The following is a 22,207-nucleotide window of genomic DNA, read 5'->3' on the forward strand; positions in this document are numbered from 1 at the left end:
ACACATGCCTGTGGATAGACCTGTTGAAAACTTTATGTCAGTTCTCGCCGTTACTGCTCTTATAGAGCGGAGATTCCAGATAACGGTTAATCACAAAGCGCACCAGCACTCCAACAGCGGCAGCAGCAGGCACTGCAATCAGCATCCCCGTGAAGCCCAGCAACGAACCAAAGGCGAAAAGTGCAAACATCAGCCAGACCGGATGCAGACCAACGGATTTTCCAACCAGCTTCGGCTGCAAAATATTGCCTTCGATAAACTGCCCTGTGAAGAACACGCAGGCCACAACAACAACCATGATCCAGTCCGGCCAGAACTGCACCAGCGCCACGCCAATTGCCAGCACCAACCCGACAATCGACCCGATATAAGGAATGAAGCTGATCAGACCGGCAAACAAACCAATCAACAGGCCGAAGTTCAAACCGGTCAGCGTCAGGCCGAGGGCATAGAATGTTCCGAGAATGAGACACAATGTGCCCTGTCCGCGGATAAATCCGGCAATGGCATCATCCATCTCACGGGCAATCTGGCGTACAGTTTTCACATGATCGCGCGGCACCCATGAATCAATCTTGTCGACCATACGATCCCAGTCGAGCAGCATGTAAAAAGCCACCACCGGTGTCACCACAAACAGACCTGCAAGATCGATCAGGGATTTCCCGGAATTCCACAGCGATTGCAGCAATGTCGTAAGGAAGCTCGCGCCCTGTTTCAGGAAACCACTCAGATTATCCTGAATGACCGTGCTGTTCATGCCGAGATATTTTTTGAGCCATTCCGAATCCTGATGCGCGATCAGAGCCTGCAGCTGGGTGAAATAGCCGGGGAATTTCGATATAAATTCGGCCATCTGCGTTACCAGCACCGGCACAATGATAATCAGCCCCAAAACCAGCGCTACCACAAAAGTAATCAGAATAACGCAGGTCGCCAGCAAACGTGACATGCCGAAGCGTTCAAGACGATCAGCCACCGGATCAAGAAAATAGGCCAGCGCCAGACCCGCCACAAAAGGCAGCAAAATTGAGCTGAAAACGGTCAGGAACAGCACGAAAACTATCGTTGCGAATACCCAGAAAAATGCCTGTTTGCGCATACTTGCGCCTATAGCATGCACCTGAACATCCAGCCGCACCTCATGCTCACCCGCAGGAATAAGAACCTGTTGCTCTGTCGTCGATACAAGCGCTTCACTTTTATCATGCGCTGCGCGTGATGACGGCGTCTTAGGGGGAGTGCTCGCTGATTTGCTCATATAAAACCGCCACTGGATTAAAAGTTTTGAATATGTCGCGCTGCCACCTGTGGTCAAGATACTGCCTGATTAATCAATACTGATCGCCTGACAGAACCAACCGGCACCGAAATATGCTCTGCTCTTCTCATAACATGGTGTTTATCAGTTAAAAATGACGAAAGATGCTTGCGGATAAAGCAATCTCGTGTCATTGCGCCTGCTTGAAGCATTAACCGCAGCCTGCCCTGCCGTTCTTCCATCGGCCTTCCGGCTGCGCTGTGTATCGGGAGCTACCAATGCCACAGTCGAAAACCCCATCCACTTCAGCCGCTGACGCGAAAAATGGCCTGACCTATGCCGATGCCGGTGTGGATATTGATGCAGGCAACAGCATGGTCGATAAGATCAAACCACTGGTACGCTCCACGCGCCGTCCGGGTGCGGATGGTGAAATTGGCGGTTTCGGCGGATTATTCGATCTGAAAGCCGCAGGTTTTAAAGATCCGGTTCTGGTTGCCGCTAATGACGGTGTTGGTACAAAGCTGAAAATCGCTATTGATGCAGACCGTCACGATACGGTTGGTATTGACCTTGTTGCCATGTGCGTCAACGACCTCGTGGTACAGGGCGCAGAACCGCTGTTCTTCCTCGATTATTTTGCCACCGGCAAACTCGATCCTGAACAGGGTGCAGCTATTGTTAAAGGTATTGCCGAAGGCTGCCTGCAATCCGGTTGTGCGCTGATCGGTGGTGAAACCGCTGAAATGCCGGGCATGTATCGTGATGGTGATTATGATCTGGCCGGTTTTGCTGTTGGTGCGGCAGAGCGTGGTCAGTTGCTGCCTGCCGGTGATCTGGAAGCCGGTGATGTTATTCTCGGTCTCGGCTCCTCCGGTGTTCACTCCAATGGTTTCTCGCTGGTGCGCCGCATTGTCGAACTCTCCGGCCTTAGCTGGCAGGATGCTGCGCCTTTCGCAGCCGGTCAGACACTTGGTGAAGCCCTGCTCACCCCAACCCGCATTTATGTAAAATCCCTGCTCTCCGCTATCCGCTCGACCGGTGCGATCAAGGCGCTGGCACATATTACCGGCGGTGGTTTTCCGGACAATATTCCGCGCGTGCTGCCTGAAACACTGGCCGCAGAAATCAATCTTTCGGCTATTCCGGTTCCGGCTGTTTTCTCATGGCTGGCCAAAACCGGCGGTGTTGAAGCCCACGAAATGCTGCGCACTTTCAACTGCGGCGTTGGCATGATTGTTGTTGTACCGGCCGATAAAGCTGAAACTGTTGCTGCTGCGCTGACAGCTGAAGGCGAAACTGTTGTCACACTCGGCCGTATGATCGCACGCGATGCGGATAATCAGGGCGTTGTTTATCAGGGTACGCTCTCCCTATGAGTCCAACGTCAGCAACGCCGCGTAAACGGGTCGTTATTTTTATCTCGGGCGGCGGCTCCAATATGGAGACGCTGATCCGCGCCGCACAGGCACCGGATTATCCGGCAGAGATTGTTGCCGTATTTTCTGACAAGCATGATGCAGGCGGTCTGGTGAAAGCGCAGACCGCAGGTATCACCACCTATGTTCACGCCCGTAAAGACTACAGCTCCAAGCAAGCGCATGAAGATGCCATTCTTGAGCAACTGGCACAGATTGCACCGGATATTATTTGCCTCGCAGGTTATATGCGCCTGCTTTCCGGCCGGTTTATTGCGCCTTTTGCGGGACGTATTCTCAACATTCATCCTTCTCTGCTGCCGCTGTTTCCGGGGCTGCACACGCATCAGCGTGCGCTGGATGCCGGCATGAAACTGGCCGGATGCACCGTGCATCTGGTGACAGAAGGCATGGATGAGGGGCCGATTTTGGCACAGGGCGCGGTCGCCATTCACAATAGTGACACGGCAGATACGCTTGCAGCACGCGTTCTGATTGCAGAACACCAGCTTTATCCGCTCGCTTTGCATAATTTCGCAGCCGATATGAAGCCAGAAAAACATGACAATTTAGCAACACAGGTGCTGATTAGCGTCTGACAAAATGACAAATTGTTAAATTTTTCTTAACGTGCCACGATAATGCCCTAAATGAACGAATATCACTTATTTGCTGTCTGGCGATGGTCATATGATTCCCGTCAGCGATGGTCTCAGGCAGTATATTTTCAAGCGATCGAACGCTTTAACGATTGAAACAACGTGCAGATTTTTGAAAACGGTTGTCGTTATCACCGGATTTGCACTTAAAGAATAAGAAGAGGAAGATATCATGTCTCTCCGTAACTCAGTTGCTCTTATGGCTGCTTTTGCCGCCGGTACTTTTGCTGTTTCCGCATCAGCTGCCGACATGGTCTCCTCCCGCAGCGCCGTTACCCAGCCTCGCTCGGAAGTCGGCGTTCTGACCTGTGATTTCCAGCCTTCGATCGGCGTCATCATCGGCAGCCGTCAGGAAATGGATTGCGTGTTCCAGCCTTCAAAGCGCGGTGCGCCTGCTGAGCGTTATTCCGGCCAGATCACCAAAATCGGTGTTGATATTGGCTTCTACAATGGCGGCCAGCTCGCATGGGCTGTATGGGCTCCAACGGTTCGCCCTGAAGGCGCTCTGCGCGGCAGCTATGTCGGCGCATCTGCCAATGCCACAATCGGCATCGGTGCAGGCACCAACATCCTGACCGGCGGTACATGGAAAAACATTTCCTTGCAGCCTGTTTCCATTCAGGGCCAGAAGGGTCTGAATGCTGCTGTTGGCCTGTCCAACTTCCGCCTGAAATACGAAGGCTAAAGCATGTCGCAGCTAAATGTATTCATTTAGCGTTCGCGAACATGCGACAATTAAAAGAATATAGAGCGAGCGCTGTGGATACGATTAAACGCAACACGCTCTAAGTTTTAGCTCTCGAATTTAAAAAGCCCGCGCTGTCGCCAGCGCGGGCTTTTTTTGTTTAGAGAAATCTCAGGCGGCTTTTACTGCCGGTTCCTCATAAGGCCGGATCCAGACTTTAATGTCATGGAAAGCCGTGCCGCCATGCGGTGCTGCTGCATCTGCACCCGTGAGAATATTGATCCCCTCACCGCCCGCAAACGAAGAATTCGGGAACAAGCCCTCCGAAACCACAACACCGCGACGCAGCTTTTTACTGCCACCGGCTTGCTGAATTTTCACATGCAAGGCCAGCGCACCGCGTTCATTGCCGATTTGCACGAGCATTCCATCATCAAGTCCCAGGTCTGCCGCATCATCATCGCGGATCAGCAATTGCGGTCGCACTTCTTTAGCGAGTGAGGTTGGTGTTTCGCTAAAGCTGGAATTCAGGAAATTATGTGCCGGTGATGTGGTGAGTTTGAACGGATGCTGCGGATCAGCCAGTTCATTGACCTCCCAATAATCCGGAAATTCCGGCATGTCGGCAAACGGCCCCTGTAGTCCCATGCCTTGCGGCGGACGATCCGGCGAAGTCTGTTTCTGCCAATCAACGCGGAAACGGAACTTGCCATCCGGCCACGCAAAACCATTGAGATAATGCGATGTTTCAAAATCCGGTTGTTTATCCAGCCAGCGCTGCCGACGCATAGCTTCAAAATCCGGCATATTGCTTTTGGTCAGCAGATTATCCACGAGCTGGCGTGCCGACAGATTGAAACCGGCCATATGACCAACGCCCAGACGATTGGCCAGTTCATTGAGGACGTAGAGGTTCTCCCGCGCCTCGCCTGCTGCCTCAATCAGCTTGGCCCCCAGCAATACATGCTGCTGGCCACCGCCGCGATAAATATCATCATGCTCCAGAAACATCGTGGCAGGCAAAACCAGATCGGCCATTTTCGCCGTATCGGTCATGAATTGCTCATGCACGACTGTAAACAGATCATCACGCATAAATCCCTGATGCACCAGACGCTGTTCCGGTGCCACATTGGCCGGATTGGTGTTCTGGATCAGCATCGCAGTGACCGGTACGCCGCCATAGAGTGCTTCACTGTCACCGGTCAGTACGCGACCAATCTTTGATTGATCCAACGCACGGATCGACGGATCAGCAAAAGCGGAACCATCAATTTCGGATTTATCCATACCGAAAATGCCGGAATTGGAATGGAAAGCGCCACCGCCCTCAAGCGTCCATGCCCCCGTGACCGCCGCAATGCAGGAGGCCGCATGCATATTCACCGCGCCATTGCGCTGGCGCGAGAAACCATAGCCTAAACGGAAATAAGTGCGCTTTGTCGTTCCAACCAATCGGGCAAAAGCTTCAATATCCTCAACAGAGACACCGGTAATCGCTTCCGCCCATTGCGGTGTGCGGCTTTGCAGATGCTGTTCAAGCTCTTGTGGTGCATCCGTATAGCGGTTGAGATAATCCCAGTCGGCCAGACCATCACGAAACAACACATGCATTACCGCACAGGCGAAAGCACCGTCTGTGCCGGGTTTTAACACAATGCCGATATCTGCCTGCCGCACAGTTGCCGTTTCATAAACATCAATTGCAACAATCTTTGCACCGCGATCTTTACGTGCGCGTGCCGCATGGGTCATTACATTGACCTGCGTAGCAGCAGCATTGGTGCCCCAGATCACCACGCAATCCGATTTAGCAATCTCGCGTGGATCAGGCCCGCGCAAAGCACCGGTACCGGCCATATAGCCGGTCCATGCCAGATTGGTGCAGAAGCTGGAAAACATATTCGAATATTTTTTGGCATGACGCAGGCGGTTGATGGAATCGCGCTGTGCCAGCCCCATTGTTCCTGCGTAATAATAAGGCCAGACGGTCTCGGAACCGTATTTTTCTTCAGCTTTCAGAAACTTCTCTGCGGTCAGATCCAGCGCATCCGCCCAGGAAATCTCCTGCCATTCGCCGCCGCCTTTAGCGCCTTTACGGATCAGCGGTTTCAGCAGACGATCGGGATGATGCACACGCTCGGCATAGCGGGCGACCTTGGCGCAGATGACCCCTGCGGTATAGCTGTTGTCCTTGGCACCACGAATACGACCGATTGTGTGGCTGTCGAGAATTTCCACATCAAGCGCGCAGGTGGACGGGCAGTCATGAGGACAGGCCGAATGGCCGATTTGGGGCGTTGCGCGCAGCGTCATGGGACGTATTCCTGAAAAGTCATATTACGACAGAATATCAAAAATGGTGTGTGAGCATATAAGCCAATTCCGCACAGTTACAATCCGGTTTTACAGCGGTTCCAGTTAAGGCTGAATCGTTGGAACCGCTGTAACTATTTGTTTTACGCATTATCCAACGCCAAACCGCTTCGCGCTTTGGCTGGAAATGCTCTAGCGCGGTTTACGTTCATGTTGGATCGCAGTGCTCGCTCTAGTTTCTTTAGTTTGTCGCATTATCACGGACTGTCCAAGTTGATCCAACTTGACTGTGAAATGCTCTAGCTTAGCCGCATCATCATTGTGCCGCCAACTATCAGCACCGCACCGAGCAAGCGTTTTGCACTGATCTGCTCACGCAGCAGGATCAGGGACAGCATCACGCCGAACAGAATGGAGGTTTCCCGCAAGGCAGCAACCATCGCCACCGGCGCCATTGTCATCGCCCACAGCGCCAGCCCATAGGAGCCAAGTGTGCCAGCACCACCAATGATTGTCAGATGTCCGCGCTGCTTGATATGGGTGAGCAATTGCCCGCGATATGTCCAGATGCCCCAACTCACCACCGGTATAGCGTTAAACAAAAACGCCCACAGCACATAAGAAACCGCATTGCCAGACACGCGAACGCCAACACCATCCACCAGCGTATATCCGGCAATAAACAATGCATTGACCAGCGCAATGATTATCGTGCGGGTGGTATTTCGGCCTGCAATAATGGCCTGAGAACGGCCAAGAGCCATCACCAGAACCCCGGCGGAAATAAGCCCGACAGCCAGCCATTGTTCTGCGCCCAGCACTTCACCTATCAGCGGACCTGACACCAGCGCCACCAACAAAGGCGGCGTGCCGCGCATCAGCGGATAGGCAAGGCTCATATCGCCGTTACTATAGGCCGCAGCGACGAGAAACATATAGATGACCTGAAACACCGTAGAGGTGAACATATATGGCCAGCTGGCAGAGGCAGGTAATGGCACAAAGGGCAGAAAAACCACAGCGATCAGCCCTGCGGCACCACTCACCATAACTGCGCTGAGATATTTATCCGTGCCGGATTTGACAATCACGTTCCAGCTTGCATGCAGCAAAGCGCCGAAAAGAACGATCAAAACAACAAAACCAGACATGACATCACCGGATTATTACAAAACCGGACTAAAAGGCAGAATCTATTCACTACATATCCGGTATGCTGGTTATGGCATAATCATGCCTGAACAGATATATGCCATGAGATATTACAACACATGTTGCTTTGAAATTTTCATTTTCAGGATCATGCGTGCAGCGACTAGAGCATAATTCCTTAAACTTGGATCAGTTTAAGGTGAAATTATGCTCTAATTTTAAAGTGTTAGAGCGACCTTTGTGTGCCAAGTATGGCACACGGCGCTCTACAACCGGATTGAACTGAATATGAATTATCGTCACGCCTATCACGCCGGAAACTTCGCCGATGTGTTCAAACATATCGTGCTGACCCGCGTGCTGCTCTATATGCAGCGCAAGGAAGCCGCATTGCGTGTGATTGATACCCATGCCGGTATCGGCCGCTATGACTTAAGTGGTGTGGAAGCCGGTAAAACTCTGGAATGGCGCGGCGGTGTTGAGCAGGTTCTTGATGCTAAAGCTGCAGACAGCATTCCCGCAGCCGTGCTGGAACTGATTGCGCCTTATCTCGATGTTATTGAGCAGGAAAACAGCGCAGTGAAAGGCAACAACCTGCGCTATTATCCGGGCTCCCCTTTGCTGGCACGAAAACTGATGCGTCCGCAAGATCGTCTTTCGGCACTTGAACTGCATCCGCAAGATGCCAAAACACTGGCTGCTTTGTTTGAAGGCGATTATCAGACGCGCGTGACAGAGCTTAATGGCTGGCTGGCGCTGGGCGCCCATCTGCCGCCAAAAGAAAAGCGCGGGCTAGTACTGGTTGACCCGCCATTTGAAATTGCCGGAGAATTTGACCGTCTTATTGAAGGTTTAGTCAAAGCCCACCGGCGCTTTTCCACCGGCACCTATGCTTTGTGGTATCCGGTCAAAGACCGCCGCGAGGTCAACCGTTTCATTGCGAATTTGAAAGAAAGCGGCCTGCCGAAAATTATGCGTCTGGAACTCTCGGTGCGTGCGCCTTCCGCAGAGCCACGTTTTGACGGCACCGGTATGATTGTCGTCAATCCGCCTTATCTGCTGCAGGAAGAAATGGCAAAAATTTCGCCATGGCTGGCTTCGCTCTTTGGCGAGAATAATCAGGGTAGTTACCGGATTGACTGGATCACAGGTGAAGAGCGGGCAGAAAAATAACGGCTCATTTCTTCGTTATCACTGTCTTGTGCACGGTTGAGACTTGACCCGACACAGGAATATGGCAAAAACTCTGCTAAATAGTTTTACACACAGGAACAGATTCATGTCATTACGCACCGCTTTTGCTTTCGCACTGTTTGCAGGTCTGTCAGCAGGATCTTTTTCTCAGGCACAGGCTGCTGATTATATTGCAACCTCTCCTGCCGCGATTTCCCCTGTTTGTCAGGAACAGGGCGTCATCAACCGCGCTGTCGCCCAGTTTGACCGTCTTGTTCGCGGCGTTCCGGAAATGCCTGCCGTCAGCATCAATGCCGTCAGCAATGTCAGCGCAACCCGCTTTGACCCGAAAACCTATCCGTCAGGTATTGAACGTCATTATTGCCGTGCAACGGCCGTGCTCTCCAACGGTGAAAACCGCAATATGTGGTACATGGTTGAGAAAACGCAGGGCTTCGCCTCCATGGGCAGCAATGTGGAATCCTGCGTAGACGGTTTTGACAAGTGGTTCGTCTATGACGGCCGCTGCCGTGTGCTTCGCTGATTAGCACCATGTCCGTTCAAGGATTGAAATCACGCAGCCCGTTTGCACGCAGCAAAACGGGCTGTTTTTCTGTATTGAGTCTTGCGCTTATCAGTGCTTTGCTCTTTGCTGCACCGGTATCTGCCCAATCGCTGTCCGACAAGCTGATGCAGAGCATGGGCAATGATCTGCGCAAACTCACACCGCAGAATAGTCCCGAACACCCCTCTCTCAGGCCTGAAAACAAAATTCCGCAACGCCCGCCGGTTAATCCGCAAAATGTGCCGGTTGCACCATCGACGGCAAATTTTGACTTTTATGTGCTGGCGCTCAGCTGGTCGCCAAGCTATTGCGCCGATAACGGCAACCGCTCCGATGCCCGCCAGCAATGCGGTGTTGGTCGTAATTACGGTTTCGTCGTCCACGGCCTATGGCCGCAATATGATCGCGGTTTCCCTGAGAGTTGCAGGCATGACCAAGCCAATGATCAGGTGCCGCGCGATCTGGTTTCATCTTTATCGGATATTATGCCTGCCGCTGGCCTGATGCGCTATCAATGGCGCAAACACGGCACCTGTGCAGGGATCAGTCAGCGCGATTACTTCACAACAATGCGTAATGCCTATCAGGCTGTGACCATCCCGCCTGCTCTGCGCGCTGTCAGCACGCCGCGTAGTGTTGATCCGCAGCTTGTTGAAAAGGCATTTATCGCCGCCAATCCGGGACTACCGGCCGATGCAATTGCCGTCACCTGCAATCGCAGACGTCTTCAGGAAGTACGTATTTGTATGGATAAAAATCTGAAATTCCGCTCCTGCGGAGAAGTTGACCGCAACTCCTGCCGCAGTCGTTCTGTTAACCTGCTTCCAAATCGCTGATCAATCAAACCAGGCTCAACTCATGCACAAGCTTTACACATCACCCAGCTCGCCCTTCAGCGCCAAAGTGCGCCTTGCAGCACATTATGCCGGTATTGAACTGGATAAACATATTGTGGTCACCACTGAAGAACCGGCAGAACTGATTGCTGCCAATCCGCTGGGCAAAATTCCGGTATTGCTCACACCGCAAGGCAAAGCGGTTTTCGACAGCCGCGTTATTACACAATATCTCAACCGTCTTTCCGGCAACAAACTGTTCCCGCGCAATGCTGAGAAACGTCTAGATGCCGAGAAGTTTGAAGCCATTGCAGACGGCCTTGCCGATGTTCTGGTCGCCCATGTTTATGAGCGCATCAAACGTCCGGAAGAAATCGTGCATCAGCCGATCCTCGACTGGTATTGGAAAAAAGCAGAGCGCACACTGGATCTGCTCAATGAAACAGCACCGCGTATTGGTGCAAAAATTCATACCGGCCATATCGCGATTGCTGCTACACTCGGCTATCTCAATCTGCGCTTTGGCAATGGCTGGGAACGCGGTCGTCCTAAGCTGAAACGCTGGCTCAAGCGCTTTGCTGAAGTGCATCCGGAACTGGCTGCACAATTGCCGAAAGCAGCCTGATTACACTGTACAAATAAAAAAGCCGGGAATTGCTTCCCGGCTTTTTCTTCATCAGAACTTGTAGCCAACACCCAGACGGATATCGTGGCTCTGGAGACCGCCATCGCTGACAGTACCGCTGTTCAGCTGGAAGTCTTTCTTACCGAAATCGGTGTAACGATATTCCAGACGCGCAGTCACATTCTGGGTCAGGAAGGTTTCAGCACCGGCACCGGCTGTCCAGCCTACGCGGAACTTATCTTCCGATGAGGTTGCATCCGAGAACTTAACCTGTGTACCGGCCACACCGGCGGTTACATATGGCATAACCGGTCCCATATCGACACCGAGACGGGCACGCAGCGAGCCGTCAAAGCCGCTTTTCGCTGTTACGCCGAGCTTTTCTTTTTTCGCCCAGTTGTAACCGGCATCACCTTCAAGACCGTAGACGATATTGTCGTTCTGGAAGTTCCAACCGGCATAACCGCCGAATTTGGCATTATTGTTTTTCAGATCGCCAAGACCGGTATCGGTTTTGTATTTATTGAGACCATAGCCCAGATAAAGACCGGTATAACCACCCGCCCAACTACTCTGAGGGGCAACATCAACAACCGGTGCAGGCTCATATGTCTGCGGTTGAATCGCATCCGCGGCAAAAGCTGTCGCAGAGAGCGGCAACAGCGCAACAGATGCAAGTGCCAAAGATTTGATAATACGCATACAAATTGTCCTTATAAATTTATAAAACTGTTTATCAGCTGGCTTCCGGTTCATGCCGGTCAGACAAGACTGAGTGTTGCAATCTCTCTCCCTGCACTTTCTGCATCAAGGTAAGAAGATTGTTTAACAGGACAAAAGATGCATCCCGATTGCGGCAGCAGAAATGCAGCACAGTGGAAAAATACCGACCTTATTATGTCTGAAAAGTGTCATCAAATTCTGGACAAATACGCAGATCGCTTCAAATAAATCATTGTAAATAAAGATAATTTTTAATTTTAAAACAAAAAAGAAGGCCGGAAAATTCCGGCCTTCTTCATCATGTCTTAACAAGCCGCACTATCAGCATTTTCCGACGGATGCTGCTGAGAGAAAGCGCGGACGAATCTTCCAGAGAGAAGCTTCCTTCAGAACTTGTAGCCAACACCAATGCGGATATCATGGCTCTGCAGTTTTACAGCCGGTGCAACGAAATTATCGAAAGTCACGTCTTTTTTGCCGAAGTCTGAGAAACGATATTCAAGGCGGGCACTGATGTTCTGGGTCAGCATGGTTTCCGCACCGACACCGGCAGTCCAGCCGATACGGAATTTTTTATTGGAATCCTCACCATCGCTGAAGCTCACCTGACGTCCGGCGACACCAGCGGTTACGTAAGGCATGACCACGCCCATATCATAACCAAGGCGGGCACGGAGCGAACCGTCAAAACCGCTTTGAGCGTTGAACTGATCTGACTTCTTATTAACGATATTGTAACCGGCATCACCTTCAACACCGTAGACAAGATTGTCGTTCTGGAAGTTCCAGCCAGCATAGCCGCCCAGTTTCACGCTATTGTTTTTCAGCGAACCTTCACCAAGGTCGTTTTTAAAAACATTGAGACCGCCACCGAGATAGATACCGGCATAGCCGCCTTCCCAAGTATTTAGTGGCGCAGTCGCTAACACCGGTACCGGCTCCATTGGTTGCGCACGGATAGCATCAGCAGCAAAAGCCGGAACAGCAACAGGCAACAAAACCACAGAGACCAAAGCCAGAGATTTAAAATTCTTCATAAAATTTCCTAACAATATTTTATTTATAAAATCAGCGCGCGAAACGTTAAAAACACCCTGATATTTCCCGTGTAGTCTTCCCGCAGCGTGCTATGTTTTTAAGGACGGACAGTGCGGATCAACACTGTCTAATATGAAAAAACAAGATCAAAATGCGACAAGAAAACGAAGGAAATACGATGGTGTAAATTTACAACATTCTATTTAAAATCAATTACTTAAATCAAAAAATAAAATAATTTATGCCTAACATTATTTCTTTATTTTTTCCTATTCTATCGTAAGAAATTACTGCATGTCGCTCATAAACAATCCGGCAGCGCAGGATCGCATCTCTCGTCGCAAGCAGATGCTGTTTCTGAGCGTTTCAGCGCTCATAATCCGCAATGCGATTCTCAACTGAAAACTGTGTCAGGCTGTGCGCTTTTTTACGTCAGTGCGGCAAAATAATCTGATCCGTGATAGAATTATTCATAACCGCTGATTTGCATTCGCTACAAGGACGGATACATAACAGTCTATCGTACAACGCTTAAGGAGCCTGCATCCAATGACTGCCATGCGGACTGTGTCTGAGGTCTTACCTGTCACCCTGATTACTGGTGGTGCAAAGCGTATTGGCAGCCATATTGCGCAGGATCTGGCCGTGCGCGGCTATCCGGTTATTATTCATTGCAACCGCTCAACAACACAGGCAGAAGCGCTGGCACAGCGTATCCGCGACAATGGTGGCAAAGCCGCTGTTGTATCCGCAGACCTGTCAGACGACAAACAGGTCGCAGGGCTGATGGAGCAAGCTGCGCAGCATTTTGGCCCCGTGGAACTGCTAGTCAATAATGCGTCTGTTTTTGAGGATGACCGCATCGGCACCCTCACCCATGATCTCTGGGATCGCCATTTTGCTGTGCATGTTAAAGCACCGGTATTTCTGGCGCAGGCCATGGCAGAAGCATTGCCCGAAGGTAAACAGGGGCTGATCGTCAATATTACCGACCAGCGCGTTCAAAAGCTCAACCCGCAATTCATCTCTTATACCCTGTCCAAAACCGCACTGTGGACAGCAACACGCACGCTGGCACAGGCGCTTGCACCGACTATCCGCGTGAATGCCATTGCGCCGGGCCCAACATTGCCAAGCGAAAGACAACAGCCCGGTGATTTTGAAAAACAAGTTGATGCTGTGCTTTTAAAAAAAGCACCGTTGCTGGATGAATTTGCCGCGACGATTGACTATCTGTGGAGAACACGCTCCATCACAGGACAAATGATTGCACTGGACGGCGGACAGCATCTGGCATGGGAAACGCCGGATATCGCAGGTATTTCGGAATGACACAAAGCATAAACAGCACGGACACCATGCTTCCTGAAAGTGATCTGGAAGACAGCGTTCTGCTGACTGATGACACTGAGGACGATGCGGAAAGCTTTACCGAAGAAGCAAGTTCGGCGGCCGAGCTTGCCAGCAATATTCGCTGGGATTCTGCGCTGGACGAATTTGACGCGTCCACACAGAACCTGAGCGGCCCTGATGTCATCAATGCTTTTGTGAAAAAACTACCAAACAGACCCGGCGTCTATCGCATGTTTAACGGCGAAGGCGATGTGTTGTATGTTGGTAAAGCCAAGAGTCTGAAAAAACGCGTCAGCAATTATGCGCGTGGACAGGGCCACAGTAATCGCATTGCCCGCATGATCCGCGAAACGACAACAATGGAATTTGTTGTCACCCGTACAGAAACCGAAGCGCTGCTGCTGGAAGCGAATCTGATCAAGCGCTTACGCCCGCGTTTTAACGTTCTGCTTCGGGATGATAAATCTTTTCCCTATATTCTGATTTCCGGCGACACCCGCGCACCCGGCATTTTCAAGCATCGCGGTGCGCGGTCGCGTAAAGGCGAATATTACGGCCCTTTTGCTTCCGCCGGTGCGGTAACACGCACCATTAGCGTGCTGGAGCGTGCCTTTCTGCTGCGTAGTTGTGCCGATTCCATGTTTGAAAGCCGCTCGCGCCCATGCCTGCTGCATCAGATCAAACGCTGCTCAGGCCCCTGCACGCAGGAAATTAGTGATGAGGATTACGCAGGACTGGTGCGTGAGGCCACAGCCTTTCTCTCCGGCCGCAGTAAGGCTGTGCAGCAACAAATGCGCGACTCCATGACAGCGGCTTCTGAAGAGCTAGACTTTGAGCGCGCTGCCATTTTCCGTGACCGCCTTTCAGCACTATCGCATATTCAATCGCATCAGGGCATTAATCCGCAGACCGTTGATGAGGCAGACGTCTTTGCCATTCATCAGGAAGGCGGACTGGCCTGCATTCAGGTGTTCTTCTTCCGCACCGGGCAGAACTGGGGTAACCGCGCTTATTTCCCGAAAGCCGATCCTTCTCTTTCGGCTGTGGAAGTGCTTGGCGCTTTCATTACACAGTTTTACGATAATAAGCCCTGCCCGCAGATGATCCTGCTATCTGAAACGGTAGAAGAACAGGAGCTGCTCGGTGAAGCGCTGTCTGCCGCTACCGGACGTCGCGTGAACATCAATGTTCCGCAACGCGGTGAAAAGAAAGATCTCGTCGATCACGCCATGACCAATGCCCGTGAAACGCTGGGGCGGCGACTGGCCGAAACCTCTTCACAGGCACGATTGCTCAAAGCGATGGCAGAAACTTTTGAACTGCCGTTTGTTCCGCGTCGTATTGAGGTCTACGACAACTCGCACATCATGGGCACCAATGCGGTCGGCGGCATGATTGTTGCCGGTCAGGAAGGCTTCGTCAAAAACCAGTATCGCAAATTCAATATCCGCTCGACCGACATTACACCGGGCGATGACTTTGGCATGATGCGTGAAGTGATTGAGCGCCGTTTTGGTCGTCTCATCAAAGATCACATGACCGAACTGGAAACACAGGCACCAAAAGTGCCTGCAGATGGCGAAACAGATGCTGAGGAGATTGTGGATGACAGCTTCCCTGCATGGCCGGATGTTATTCTGATTGATGGTGGTCAGGGACAGGTTGGTGCAGTGCGCGATATCCTCACCCAGCTTGGTATCAATGATAAGGTTATATCCATCGGCATCGCCAAGGGCGTTGATCGTGATGCGGGACGTGAACGGTTCTTTGTCAGCGGCAAGCCGTCCTTTACATTGCCGCCGCGCGATCCGGTTCTGTATTTCATTCAGCGAATGCGCGATGAAGCACACCGTTTTGCCATTGGCACCCATCGGGCAAAACGCAAGAAAGAAATGATCAAAAGTCCATTAGATGAGATCGGTGGCATCGGTCCTTCACGCAAGCGGGCTTTGCTGCATGAGTTCGGTACAGCAAAAGCTGTTGGTGGCGCTGCATTAGCAGACTTGCGTAAAGTGGAAGGCATCTCAGAGGCGCTGGCACAAACCATATATGACCACTTCCGTGATCAATAATGGTTTATCTGACGCAATATACACATAATAAGGCTTTTAAATACAGTCAGGCGGTTGCTTTTTAGCCTATAGCGGGATTGATGGTAACCAGCTGACAATGATTTGTCGTATAGCATAAATCTGAGAGCACGGCCTTGGTTTTCTAAGCGAAGGCAGTCTCTGAATAATTGCACTTTCTCCCGACAATGGCCCTGGCCGGTGTCTTTCCGAAATACGGATTTCAAGCAAATTACAGGCGAATTTCAGGCGGATTTCAGAGGACTATGAGTAAACACACATTATCACTGCCCAACATCCTTACTTATGCACGTATCGTTGCTGTGCCACTTGTGGTTCTGTGCTTTTTTCTGGAAGGCCATTTAAAGAGCAGCGACACCGCAAGATGGTGGGCGCTTGGTCTGTTTGCGGCAGCCAGCATTACCGATTTCTTTGACGGCTATCTCGCACGCATGTGGAAGCAGACATCCAATATCGGTCGTATGCTTGATCCGATTGCCGATAAATTGCTGGTCTCCGCTATTCTGCTGCTGCTTGCCGCTGATGGTACGATTGCCGGTTGGACGCTTTGGGCTGCGATTATCATTCTCTGCCGCGAAATTCTGGTTTCGGGCTTACGTGAATATCTCGCTGATCTCAAAGTCAGCGTACCGGTTTCACAGCTCGCCAAATGGAAAACCACCGTGCAGATGGTAGCGCTGGCCTTTTTGCTCGCAGGCCCTGCCGGTGATAAAATCCTGCCTTACACAACCGAAACCGGACTGGTTCTGTTGTGGATATCGGCCATTCTCACACTCTATACCGGCTGGGATTATTTCCGCGCCGGCATTAAACACATGATCTGATCGACGTCATGACAGTCAAACTGGTTTATTTCGCATGGGTTCGGGAACAGATTGGCAAGCCGGAAGAAGTGCTTAGCCTGCCGGACAGTGTCATAACTGTGTCTGACCTCCTGAAGCATTTGACCAGCCTCGGTGAAAATTATGCGCAAGCCCTGCGTTTTGCCGATGTCATCCGTGTGGCGATCAATCAAGAGCATGTCGAGCATGATACGCCGCTTAATGGTGCCAATGAGATTGCCCTGTTCCCTCCGATGACCGGAGGCTAAAAACATGCAGCCGTATATCCTCGTCTCAACGGATGATTTTGATGCGGCTGCACTGACCTCACGCATGACGCATGGCCGAACAGATATCGGCGCTATTGTCAGCTTTACCGGCTATTGCCGTGATGAAAATAAAACATTGCTGGCACTGGAGCTCGAACATTACCCGGGTATGGCAGAAGCGCAGCTCACACGCATTGCTGAAGATGCTTTGCAACGCTGGCCGTTACAGGCCGTTACGATTGTGCATCGCAGCGGTATGATTAAGGCCGGTGAGCAGATTGTTTTTGTCGCCACCGCCAGCAAACACCGTCAGGCTGCGTTTGAAGCAGCAGAGTTTCTGATGGACTACCTGAAAAGCGATGCCCCTTTCTGGAAGAAAGAGCATCTTGCAGCCCCCGCTCCGACAGACACAGATCCGCAGTCTGCATGGGTCAAAGCCAAAGCCAGCGACGAAAATCTGAAAAAACGCTGGCAGGACAAGTAATCATGCCACTGGCCAGATCTCACTGATCTTCCCCATAAAAAAGAATAAACTTTTACAATCGGTTAGATGATTTTAACAATCATATGAAATTATTTGCAGTGCCTTGTATTGCCATAAGTAAACCATAAAATCAGTACAATCATGCTAGCATGAATCATTGCCTTTCTGATTTGTGATCCGATTGCTAAAACCAGCATCAGAACCACAACCGAAATTCAGTTATTACAGACAGCACTAAAGATTTTTCCAAGCATAATGCCGCAGAAAAATATTGACTAAAACCGGTTAAGGTTAAATCTTAACCACAATGTTGTGTTTAATCATTCGCCGTTAATAGATGATCGGCTAATATGTTTGTCCGGATCATTTCTATAAAGTGAAATGCTCTGACAGACTAAACAACAAACAGGACGAATAATGTTGATTGGTAAAGCGCGAATTATTGCAGCATCTCTGGCCGGACTAGCCGTTCTGGGTGGCAGCGCTTTGATCTTGTCCTCGACTATGCCAACGGTAAGTATCGCATCTGAAAAGTCTATTCGTGGCACAGTGACATATCGTGAGCGTATTGCACTGCCGCCTGAAGCAACACTGACTGTGCAGTTACAGGATGTTTCTCTGGCTGATGCGCCTGCGCAGATTGTTGCCGAGCAGCAGCTCACTACGATTCCTTCCACCCCTATTCCGTTTGAACTAAAATTCGACGCCTCCAAGCTGGAGGCTGGTCATACTTATGCGCTGCAAGCGCGGATCAGTGCCGGTGATACCCTGTGGTTTATCAACGACACACGGCATGAATTCAATCCGGAACAATTCAAAAATCCTTATGAAATCCGCGTCGTCAATGTCCGCAAGACCGCAGCCGTGCAAACTCCGCTGACATTGGAAAACCACCAGTGGCTGACAGAGGATATTCGTGGTGCAGGGGTAATTGACACCGCACAGACCACATTATCCATTTCGGCAAATGGTGAAGTTTCCGGCTCCGGTGGTTGCAACGGATATTTTGGCAAAGCGACGATTACCGGTGAAGCATTGAGCTTCGGCACAATCGGCTCCACCTTTATGCAGTGCCCGCCAGCACTAATGGATCAGGAAACCAAATTTCTTGATGTGCTGAAACAAACCCGCCAGTTCAGCATCAATAATGGCAAGCTCTATTTGCTCGGCGATAACGGGCTGGAACTCGCACGACTTGCCAGCAACGGCTGATTGATTTTATAGTTTTATAAAAACGGGCGCTTATTCAGAATAAGCGCCCGTTTTTTATACGTTGAGATATAAAAAAAGCGCTGCATCACTGCAGCGCTCTATTCAAATGCTTTAAATCAAAAACTAATCAGATTAGCCAACGATTTCTGTCGAAGAGAACCAGTAGGTGATTTCCTGAGCAGCTGTTTCAGGAGCATCTGAACCGTGTACCGAGTTTTCGCCGATCGACAGAGCAAATTCCTTACGGATTGTGCCTTCAGCAGCATCAGCCGGGTTGGTTGCGCCCATAACTTCGCGGTTTTTCAGGATGGCGTTTTCGCCTTCCAGAACCTGAACGATTGTCGGGCCGGAAGTCATGGTTTCAACCAGCTCACCGAAGAAAGGACGTGCTGCATGCACTGCGTAGAAGCCTTCAGCTTCGCGCTTGCTCATCCATACGCGCTTGGAAGCAATGACACGCAGACCAGCTTCTTCGAGCTTGGCGGTCACTGCACCGGTCAGGTTGCGCTTGGTTGCATCTGGCTTGATCATGGAAAAGGTACGTTCGATGGCCATTGTTGGTCCTGTATATATTTTGAGGAAAGGTGCCGTTCTATACCCTCACAGCCTTTTACAGTCAAATAAGATCATTAAATCCGCCATAAAATGCTGCTTAAAGTGTTGCGAACATGCGCGCCGTTCTGTTTCTGTTTGCCCAGTCCGCTCTCATCGTTCTGAACATTCTTTTTGTCTGCGGCATCATACATAGCGTTTGCATAATACAAGGAAATGACAAGATACTGATAATAAAGCGATTTAGCCTGCCATAAGGGCAAAGACGGGTTATAGTTAACGGGTATCAGTGCAATGGCTGCGATTCTGCTTTTACAAGCGGGGTAAAGCTACTTTAATTTTTGAAGAAAGCTGAATGATGAAGCAACATTTTCAAATGCTTGCTGCCTATAATGGCTGGGCAAATAAACAGCTGTTTGATGGTGTTTCAGTTTTAAGCGAAAGCGAATACCGGCAGGATGCCGGACTGTATTATAAATCCATCCATGCCACGCTCAATCATTTGCTGGGCAATGACCGGTTGTGGATGAAGCGCTTTACCGGCGAAGGCGACCATCCGAAAACACCAAACGCCATTCTCTATCTGGCTCTGTCTGATTTGCGCGCTGCGCGTGTGCTGGAAGATGCGCGTATTCTGGATTGGCTGGAAGGCTTGCCCGTTACAGCCATTACCGGCCGGTTCATCTATCATAATATGAGCGATATGCGCAACATCAGCCAGCGTTTAGCTCCTGCCCTTGCGCATATGTTCAATCATCAGACCCATTATCGCGGACAGGTTCATGCGGCATTGACCATGCTAAAGCACACCGCACCCGATCTGGATATGATGGTTTTCCAGAAATCGGAAAGCGGTCGCCGCTTCGTCTGATATTCTCAGCCAACCAGAGCCTCTTCCGGACATTTTTGCCTCTTGCACAATTGCATCATCCCGTGCAAAACCGCTCTATGTTGATCCTTAATGATATAACCGTCCGCATGGTCGGACGCGTCCTCATCGACCATGGCAGTGCAACGCTGCCATCTGGTTCAAAGACCGGTTTTGTCGGACGTAATGGTACCGGCAAATCAACGCTGTTCAAAGTGATTACCGGTGAATTGGCGTCTGATACCGGCGATATCTCTATCCCGAAGAACACCCGTATCGGTCAGGTAGCGCAGGAAGCGCCGAGTACAGCAGAATCTCTGATCGAGATCGTACTGAAAGCGGATAAAGAGCGGCTGGCTCTGCTGGAAGAAGCAGAAACCGCGACTGACCCCGAGCGCATTTCAGAAATTTATATCCGCTTGGCTGATATTGAATCGCATTCAGCGGAATCCCGTGCCAGTGCAATTCTTTCCGGCCTTGGTTTTGATGCGGAAGCGCAATTACGCCCTGCCTCGTCGTTCTCTGGCGGGTGGCGTATGCGCGTGGCTTTGGCTGCCGTGCTGTTCGCACAGCCTGATCTGCTGCTACTCGACGAGCCGACCAACTATCTCGACCTTGAAGGTGTGTTGTGGCTGATCGATTATATCAAGCGCTACCCTTACACTGTCATCATCATCAGCCATGATCGTGATCTGCTGAACTCGGCTACCAATTCCATTCTGCATCTGGAAAATAAAAAGCTGACCTTCTGGAAAGGCAATTACGACCAGTTCGAACGCCAGCGCAGTGAAATGCTGGAATTGCAGCAGAAGCAGCGTGTGAAGCAGGAAGCGCATCGCAAGCATATGGAATCCTTTGTCGAACGGTTCCGCGCCAAGGCTTCCAAAGCCCGTCAGGCTCAGTCCCGCCTGAAAGCATTGCAAAAGCTGAAGCCAATTGCCGCGCATATTGATGAACATGTGCAGCCATTCCGCTTCCCTGAGGCGGAAAAAGCAGCAGCATCGCCGATTATCGCGCTGGAAAATGCAGATGTTGGCTATGAAACCGGCAAGCCGATCCTGCGTAATCTTTCACTACGCATTGATAATGATGACCGCATTGCCCTGCTCGGTTCCAATGGTAACGGTAAATCGACACTGGCTAAGCTGATATCCGGACGGTTGAAACCGGAAGGCGGCACACTGACCCTTTCGCCTGCGTTGAAAGTGGCATTCTTCGCCCAGCATCAGCTTGATGATCTGGTACCGGAAGATAATGCGATTGAGCATGTGCGCAAATTGATGCCGGATGCGCCGGAAGCCAAGGTTCGCGCCCGCGTTGCCCAGATGGGGCTGGCAACGGAAAAGATGCTTACCAAAGCCAAAGAGCTTTCCGGTGGTGAAAAAGCACGCCTGCTGATGGGATTGGCGACATTCCACGGCCCGAACCTGTTGATCCTCGATGAGCCGACCAACCATCTGGATATCGATAGCCGTGAAGAACTGATGCACGCCCTGAACGAGTTTAAAGGCGCTGTCATTCTCATCGCCCATGACCGTCATCTGATCGAAGCGACCATGGATCGCCTCTGGCTGGTGCGCAATGGTACGGTCAAATCCTATGACGGCGATCTGGATGATTACCGCTCATTGGTGCTCAGCGACAAAAGCACGCCGAACAGCACAATTGAGATTGTGCAGGAGAGTGCGCCTGTTGATGAAGGATCGAAGCTCAGCAAAGCAGACCAGCGTAAACTGGCGGCGCAGAAGCGCGATCAACTTAAACCGCTTCAGAAAAAGATTAATGATTCCGAGTCTTTAATGCAAAAACTGCAGAAAGAGATTCAAGGACTGAAAAGCAAACTGGAAGATCCTGAACTTTATACCAAGGATGCCCAGAAAGCTGTTTTGATGAATATTGATCTGAAAGCCGCTGAAACCAAACTGGCAGATGCGGAAGAAAAATGGCTCTCTTATACTGCCGATTATGAAGAAGCTATGGCTGAATAACAGCCCGTAAAGTTCAAAATTAAGCCCGCCGTTTCAATGAACCGGCGGGCTTAATTTTTTACAGCATAATTTCACCTTAAACTTGAATCAGTTTAAGGTGAAATTATGCTGTAAATATA

The 22,207-nt window shown here is 50.7% G+C and carries 22 protein-coding genes; 15 read left to right on the plus strand and 7 right to left on the minus strand.

All coding sequences use genetic code 11. From position 1 onward, the window contains the following. Window positions 1-37: 37 nt before the first annotated feature. Window positions 38-1,102 carry an AI-2E family transporter gene (locus QUF18_RS11120; protein ID WP_353074511.1) on the minus strand — a complete coding sequence of 355 codons (1,065 nt, stop codon included), beginning with the start codon at window positions 1,100-1,102 and terminating at the stop codon, window positions 38-40. Window positions 1,103-1,314: 212 nt separating this feature from the next. Next, window positions 1,315-1,503: a hypothetical protein gene (locus QUF18_RS11125; RefSeq protein WP_289387138.1), complete on the minus strand. Its 189-nt coding sequence runs from the start codon at window positions 1,501-1,503 to the stop codon at window positions 1,315-1,317. Between the two features lie 36 nt (window positions 1,504-1,539). Here QUF18_RS11125 and purM point away from each other — a divergent pair, with 36 nt between their 5' ends. The 3 genes from purM to QUF18_RS11140 all read left to right on the plus strand — a co-directional run bounded on the left by purM (window position 1,540) and on the right by QUF18_RS11140 (window position 4,023). Beyond that, the gene (gene purM / locus QUF18_RS11130) at window positions 1,540-2,640 is read left to right on the plus strand and encodes a phosphoribosylformylglycinamidine cyclo-ligase (protein WP_289387139.1); all 1,101 of its coding nucleotides are present in this window, start codon (window positions 1,540-1,542) and stop codon (window positions 2,638-2,640) included. Further along, entirely contained in the window at window positions 2,637-3,278 is a 642-nt protein-coding gene (gene purN, locus QUF18_RS11135; protein WP_289387140.1) for a phosphoribosylglycinamide formyltransferase, read from the plus strand. Before purM ends, purN begins: the two co-directional genes overlap by 4 nt. Before the next feature lie 232 nt (window positions 3,279-3,510). Next, a complete protein-coding gene (locus QUF18_RS11140; RefSeq protein ID WP_289387141.1) occupies window positions 3,511-4,023 on the plus strand; it encodes a DUF992 domain-containing protein in 513 nt (170 codons plus the stop codon). Between the two features lie 171 nt (window positions 4,024-4,194). Here the strand turns inward: QUF18_RS11140 and QUF18_RS11145 are convergent, their stop codons facing one another. Both QUF18_RS11145 and QUF18_RS11150 read right to left on the minus strand, forming a co-directional pair. Continuing rightward, the gene (locus tag QUF18_RS11145; protein ID WP_289387142.1) at window positions 4,195-6,339 is read right to left on the minus strand and encodes a molybdopterin-dependent oxidoreductase; all 2,145 of its coding nucleotides are present in this window, start codon (window positions 6,337-6,339) and stop codon (window positions 4,195-4,197) included. A gap of 299 nt (window positions 6,340-6,638) precedes the next feature. Beyond that, on the minus strand, window positions 6,639-7,490 hold the full coding sequence (locus tag QUF18_RS11150) for an EamA family transporter (protein ID WP_289387143.1): 852 nt from the start codon (window positions 7,488-7,490) through the stop codon (window positions 6,639-6,641). A 289-nt stretch (window positions 7,491-7,779) separates the two neighbouring features. Here QUF18_RS11150 and QUF18_RS11155 point away from each other — a divergent pair, with 289 nt between their 5' ends. From QUF18_RS11155 to QUF18_RS11170, 4 genes are all read left to right on the plus strand, one after another. Next, window positions 7,780-8,664: a 23S rRNA (adenine(2030)-N(6))-methyltransferase RlmJ gene (locus QUF18_RS11155; protein WP_289387145.1), complete on the plus strand. Its 885-nt coding sequence runs from the start codon at window positions 7,780-7,782 to the stop codon at window positions 8,662-8,664. A gap of 106 nt (window positions 8,665-8,770) precedes the next feature. Continuing rightward, on the plus strand, window positions 8,771-9,208 hold the full coding sequence (locus QUF18_RS11160; RefSeq protein WP_289387146.1) for a phage portal protein: 438 nt from the start codon (window positions 8,771-8,773) through the stop codon (window positions 9,206-9,208). Window positions 9,209-9,435: 227 nt separating this feature from the next. Beyond that, the gene (locus QUF18_RS11165; protein ID WP_374806909.1) at window positions 9,436-10,065 is read left to right on the plus strand and encodes a ribonuclease T2 family protein; all 630 of its coding nucleotides are present in this window, start codon (window positions 9,436-9,438) and stop codon (window positions 10,063-10,065) included. Window positions 10,066-10,087: 22 nt separating this feature from the next. Next, complete coding sequence (locus tag QUF18_RS11170) at window positions 10,088-10,690, plus strand: glutathione S-transferase family protein (protein WP_289387147.1); 603 nt, start codon at window positions 10,088-10,090, stop codon at window positions 10,688-10,690. 51 nt (window positions 10,691-10,741) lie between these two features. Here QUF18_RS11170 and QUF18_RS11175 read toward each other — a convergent pair whose 3' ends face one another. Both QUF18_RS11175 and QUF18_RS11180 read right to left on the minus strand, forming a co-directional pair. Further along, the gene (locus QUF18_RS11175; protein ID WP_289387148.1) at window positions 10,742-11,392 is read right to left on the minus strand and encodes an outer membrane protein; all 651 of its coding nucleotides are present in this window, start codon (window positions 11,390-11,392) and stop codon (window positions 10,742-10,744) included. A gap of 407 nt (window positions 11,393-11,799) precedes the next feature. Continuing rightward, complete coding sequence (locus QUF18_RS11180; protein WP_289387149.1) at window positions 11,800-12,450, minus strand: outer membrane protein; 651 nt, start codon at window positions 12,448-12,450, stop codon at window positions 11,800-11,802. A gap of 550 nt (window positions 12,451-13,000) precedes the next feature. Between QUF18_RS11180 and QUF18_RS11185 the strand changes: the two genes are divergently transcribed. The 6 genes from QUF18_RS11185 (at window position 13,001) to QUF18_RS11210 (ending at window position 18,680) form a co-directional block, all read left to right on the plus strand. Further along, window positions 13,001-13,783, plus strand: coding sequence for an SDR family oxidoreductase (locus QUF18_RS11185; RefSeq protein WP_289387150.1), 783 nt, complete (start codon window positions 13,001-13,003; stop codon window positions 13,781-13,783). Continuing rightward, entirely contained in the window at window positions 13,747-15,876 is a 2,130-nt protein-coding gene (gene uvrC, locus QUF18_RS11190; RefSeq protein WP_374806795.1) for an excinuclease ABC subunit UvrC, read from the plus strand. The genes QUF18_RS11185 and uvrC overlap by 37 nt, the downstream gene beginning before the upstream one ends. A 263-nt stretch (window positions 15,877-16,139) precedes the next feature. Then, window positions 16,140-16,718, plus strand: a complete 579-nt coding sequence (gene pgsA / locus QUF18_RS11195; protein WP_289387151.1) for a CDP-diacylglycerol--glycerol-3-phosphate 3-phosphatidyltransferase — start codon at window positions 16,140-16,142, stop codon at window positions 16,716-16,718. 8 nt (window positions 16,719-16,726) lie between these two features. Next, window positions 16,727-16,984: a molybdopterin converting factor subunit 1 gene (gene moaD / locus QUF18_RS11200; RefSeq protein WP_289387152.1), complete on the plus strand. Its 258-nt coding sequence runs from the start codon at window positions 16,727-16,729 to the stop codon at window positions 16,982-16,984. Window positions 16,985-16,988: 4 nt separating this feature from the next. Then, window positions 16,989-17,468, plus strand: a complete 480-nt coding sequence (locus tag QUF18_RS11205; protein ID WP_289387153.1) for a molybdenum cofactor biosynthesis protein MoaE — start codon at window positions 16,989-16,991, stop codon at window positions 17,466-17,468. 417 nt (window positions 17,469-17,885) lie between these two features. Continuing rightward, the gene (locus tag QUF18_RS11210; protein ID WP_289387154.1) at window positions 17,886-18,680 is read left to right on the plus strand and encodes a YbaY family lipoprotein; all 795 of its coding nucleotides are present in this window, start codon (window positions 17,886-17,888) and stop codon (window positions 18,678-18,680) included. Window positions 18,681-18,812: 132 nt separating this feature from the next. Here QUF18_RS11210 and ndk read toward each other — a convergent pair whose 3' ends face one another. Next, window positions 18,813-19,235, minus strand: a complete 423-nt coding sequence (ndk, locus tag QUF18_RS11215) for a nucleoside-diphosphate kinase (RefSeq protein ID WP_289387155.1) — start codon at window positions 19,233-19,235, stop codon at window positions 18,813-18,815. Between the two features lie 355 nt (window positions 19,236-19,590). Between ndk and QUF18_RS11220 the strand changes: the two genes are divergently transcribed. Beyond that, window positions 19,591-20,103, plus strand: coding sequence for a DinB family protein (locus QUF18_RS11220; protein ID WP_289387203.1), 513 nt, complete (start codon window positions 19,591-19,593; stop codon window positions 20,101-20,103). Window positions 20,104-20,180: 77 nt separating this feature from the next. Further along, window positions 20,181-22,088, plus strand: a complete 1,908-nt coding sequence (locus QUF18_RS11225) for an ABC-F family ATP-binding cassette domain-containing protein (protein ID WP_289387156.1) — start codon at window positions 20,181-20,183, stop codon at window positions 22,086-22,088. Window positions 22,089-22,207 lie beyond the last annotated feature (119 nt).

This window comes from Pseudochrobactrum kiredjianiae (assembly GCF_030362795.1).
In the GTDB taxonomy this organism is placed as follows: domain Bacteria; phylum Pseudomonadota; class Alphaproteobacteria; order Rhizobiales; family Rhizobiaceae; genus Pseudochrobactrum; species Pseudochrobactrum kiredjianiae.

Bases quoted from the DNA above. Each gene is read 5' to 3' on its own strand.
- QUF18_RS11140 (WP_289387141.1), top strand. From the start codon at position 3,511: ATGTCTCTCCGTAACTCAGTTGCTCTTATGGCTGCTTTTGCCGCCGGT.
- ndk (WP_289387155.1), bottom strand. From the start codon at position 19,235: ATGGCCATCGAACGTACCTTTTCCATGATCAAGCCAGATGCAACCAAG.
- moaD (WP_289387152.1), top strand. From the start codon at position 16,727: ATGACAGTCAAACTGGTTTATTTCGCATGGGTTCGGGAACAGATTGGC.
- purM (WP_289387139.1), top strand. From the start codon at position 1,540: ATGCCACAGTCGAAAACCCCATCCACTTCAGCCGCTGACGCGAAAAAT.
- QUF18_RS11225 (WP_289387156.1), top strand. From the start codon at position 20,181: ATGTTGATCCTTAATGATATAACCGTCCGCATGGTCGGACGCGTCCTC.
- pgsA (WP_289387151.1), top strand. From the start codon at position 16,140: ATGAGTAAACACACATTATCACTGCCCAACATCCTTACTTATGCACGT.
- uvrC (WP_374806795.1), top strand. From the start codon at position 13,747: ATGGGAAACGCCGGATATCGCAGGTATTTCGGAATGACACAAAGCATA.
- QUF18_RS11210 (WP_289387154.1), top strand. From the start codon at position 17,886: ATGTTGATTGGTAAAGCGCGAATTATTGCAGCATCTCTGGCCGGACTA.
- QUF18_RS11180 (WP_289387149.1), bottom strand. From the start codon at position 12,450: ATGAAGAATTTTAAATCTCTGGCTTTGGTCTCTGTGGTTTTGTTGCCT.
- QUF18_RS11160 (WP_289387146.1), top strand. From the start codon at position 8,771: ATGTCATTACGCACCGCTTTTGCTTTCGCACTGTTTGCAGGTCTGTCA.
- QUF18_RS11145 (WP_289387142.1), bottom strand. From the start codon at position 6,339: ATGACGCTGCGCGCAACGCCCCAAATCGGCCATTCGGCCTGTCCTCAT.
- QUF18_RS11170 (WP_289387147.1), top strand. From the start codon at position 10,088: ATGCACAAGCTTTACACATCACCCAGCTCGCCCTTCAGCGCCAAAGTG.
- purN (WP_289387140.1), top strand. From the start codon at position 2,637: ATGAGTCCAACGTCAGCAACGCCGCGTAAACGGGTCGTTATTTTTATC.
- QUF18_RS11205 (WP_289387153.1), top strand. From the start codon at position 16,989: ATGCAGCCGTATATCCTCGTCTCAACGGATGATTTTGATGCGGCTGCA.
- QUF18_RS11150 (WP_289387143.1), bottom strand. From the start codon at position 7,490: ATGTCTGGTTTTGTTGTTTTGATCGTTCTTTTCGGCGCTTTGCTGCAT.
- QUF18_RS11155 (WP_289387145.1), top strand. From the start codon at position 7,780: ATGAATTATCGTCACGCCTATCACGCCGGAAACTTCGCCGATGTGTTC.
- QUF18_RS11175 (WP_289387148.1), bottom strand. From the start codon at position 11,392: ATGCGTATTATCAAATCTTTGGCACTTGCATCTGTTGCGCTGTTGCCG.
- QUF18_RS11125 (WP_289387138.1), bottom strand. From the start codon at position 1,503: ATGGAAGAACGGCAGGGCAGGCTGCGGTTAATGCTTCAAGCAGGCGCA.
- QUF18_RS11220 (WP_289387203.1), top strand. From the start codon at position 19,591: ATGAAGCAACATTTTCAAATGCTTGCTGCCTATAATGGCTGGGCAAAT.
- QUF18_RS11120 (WP_353074511.1), bottom strand. From the start codon at position 1,102: ATGCGCAAACAGGCATTTTTCTGGGTATTCGCAACGATAGTTTTCGTG.
- QUF18_RS11185 (WP_289387150.1), top strand. From the start codon at position 13,001: ATGACTGCCATGCGGACTGTGTCTGAGGTCTTACCTGTCACCCTGATT.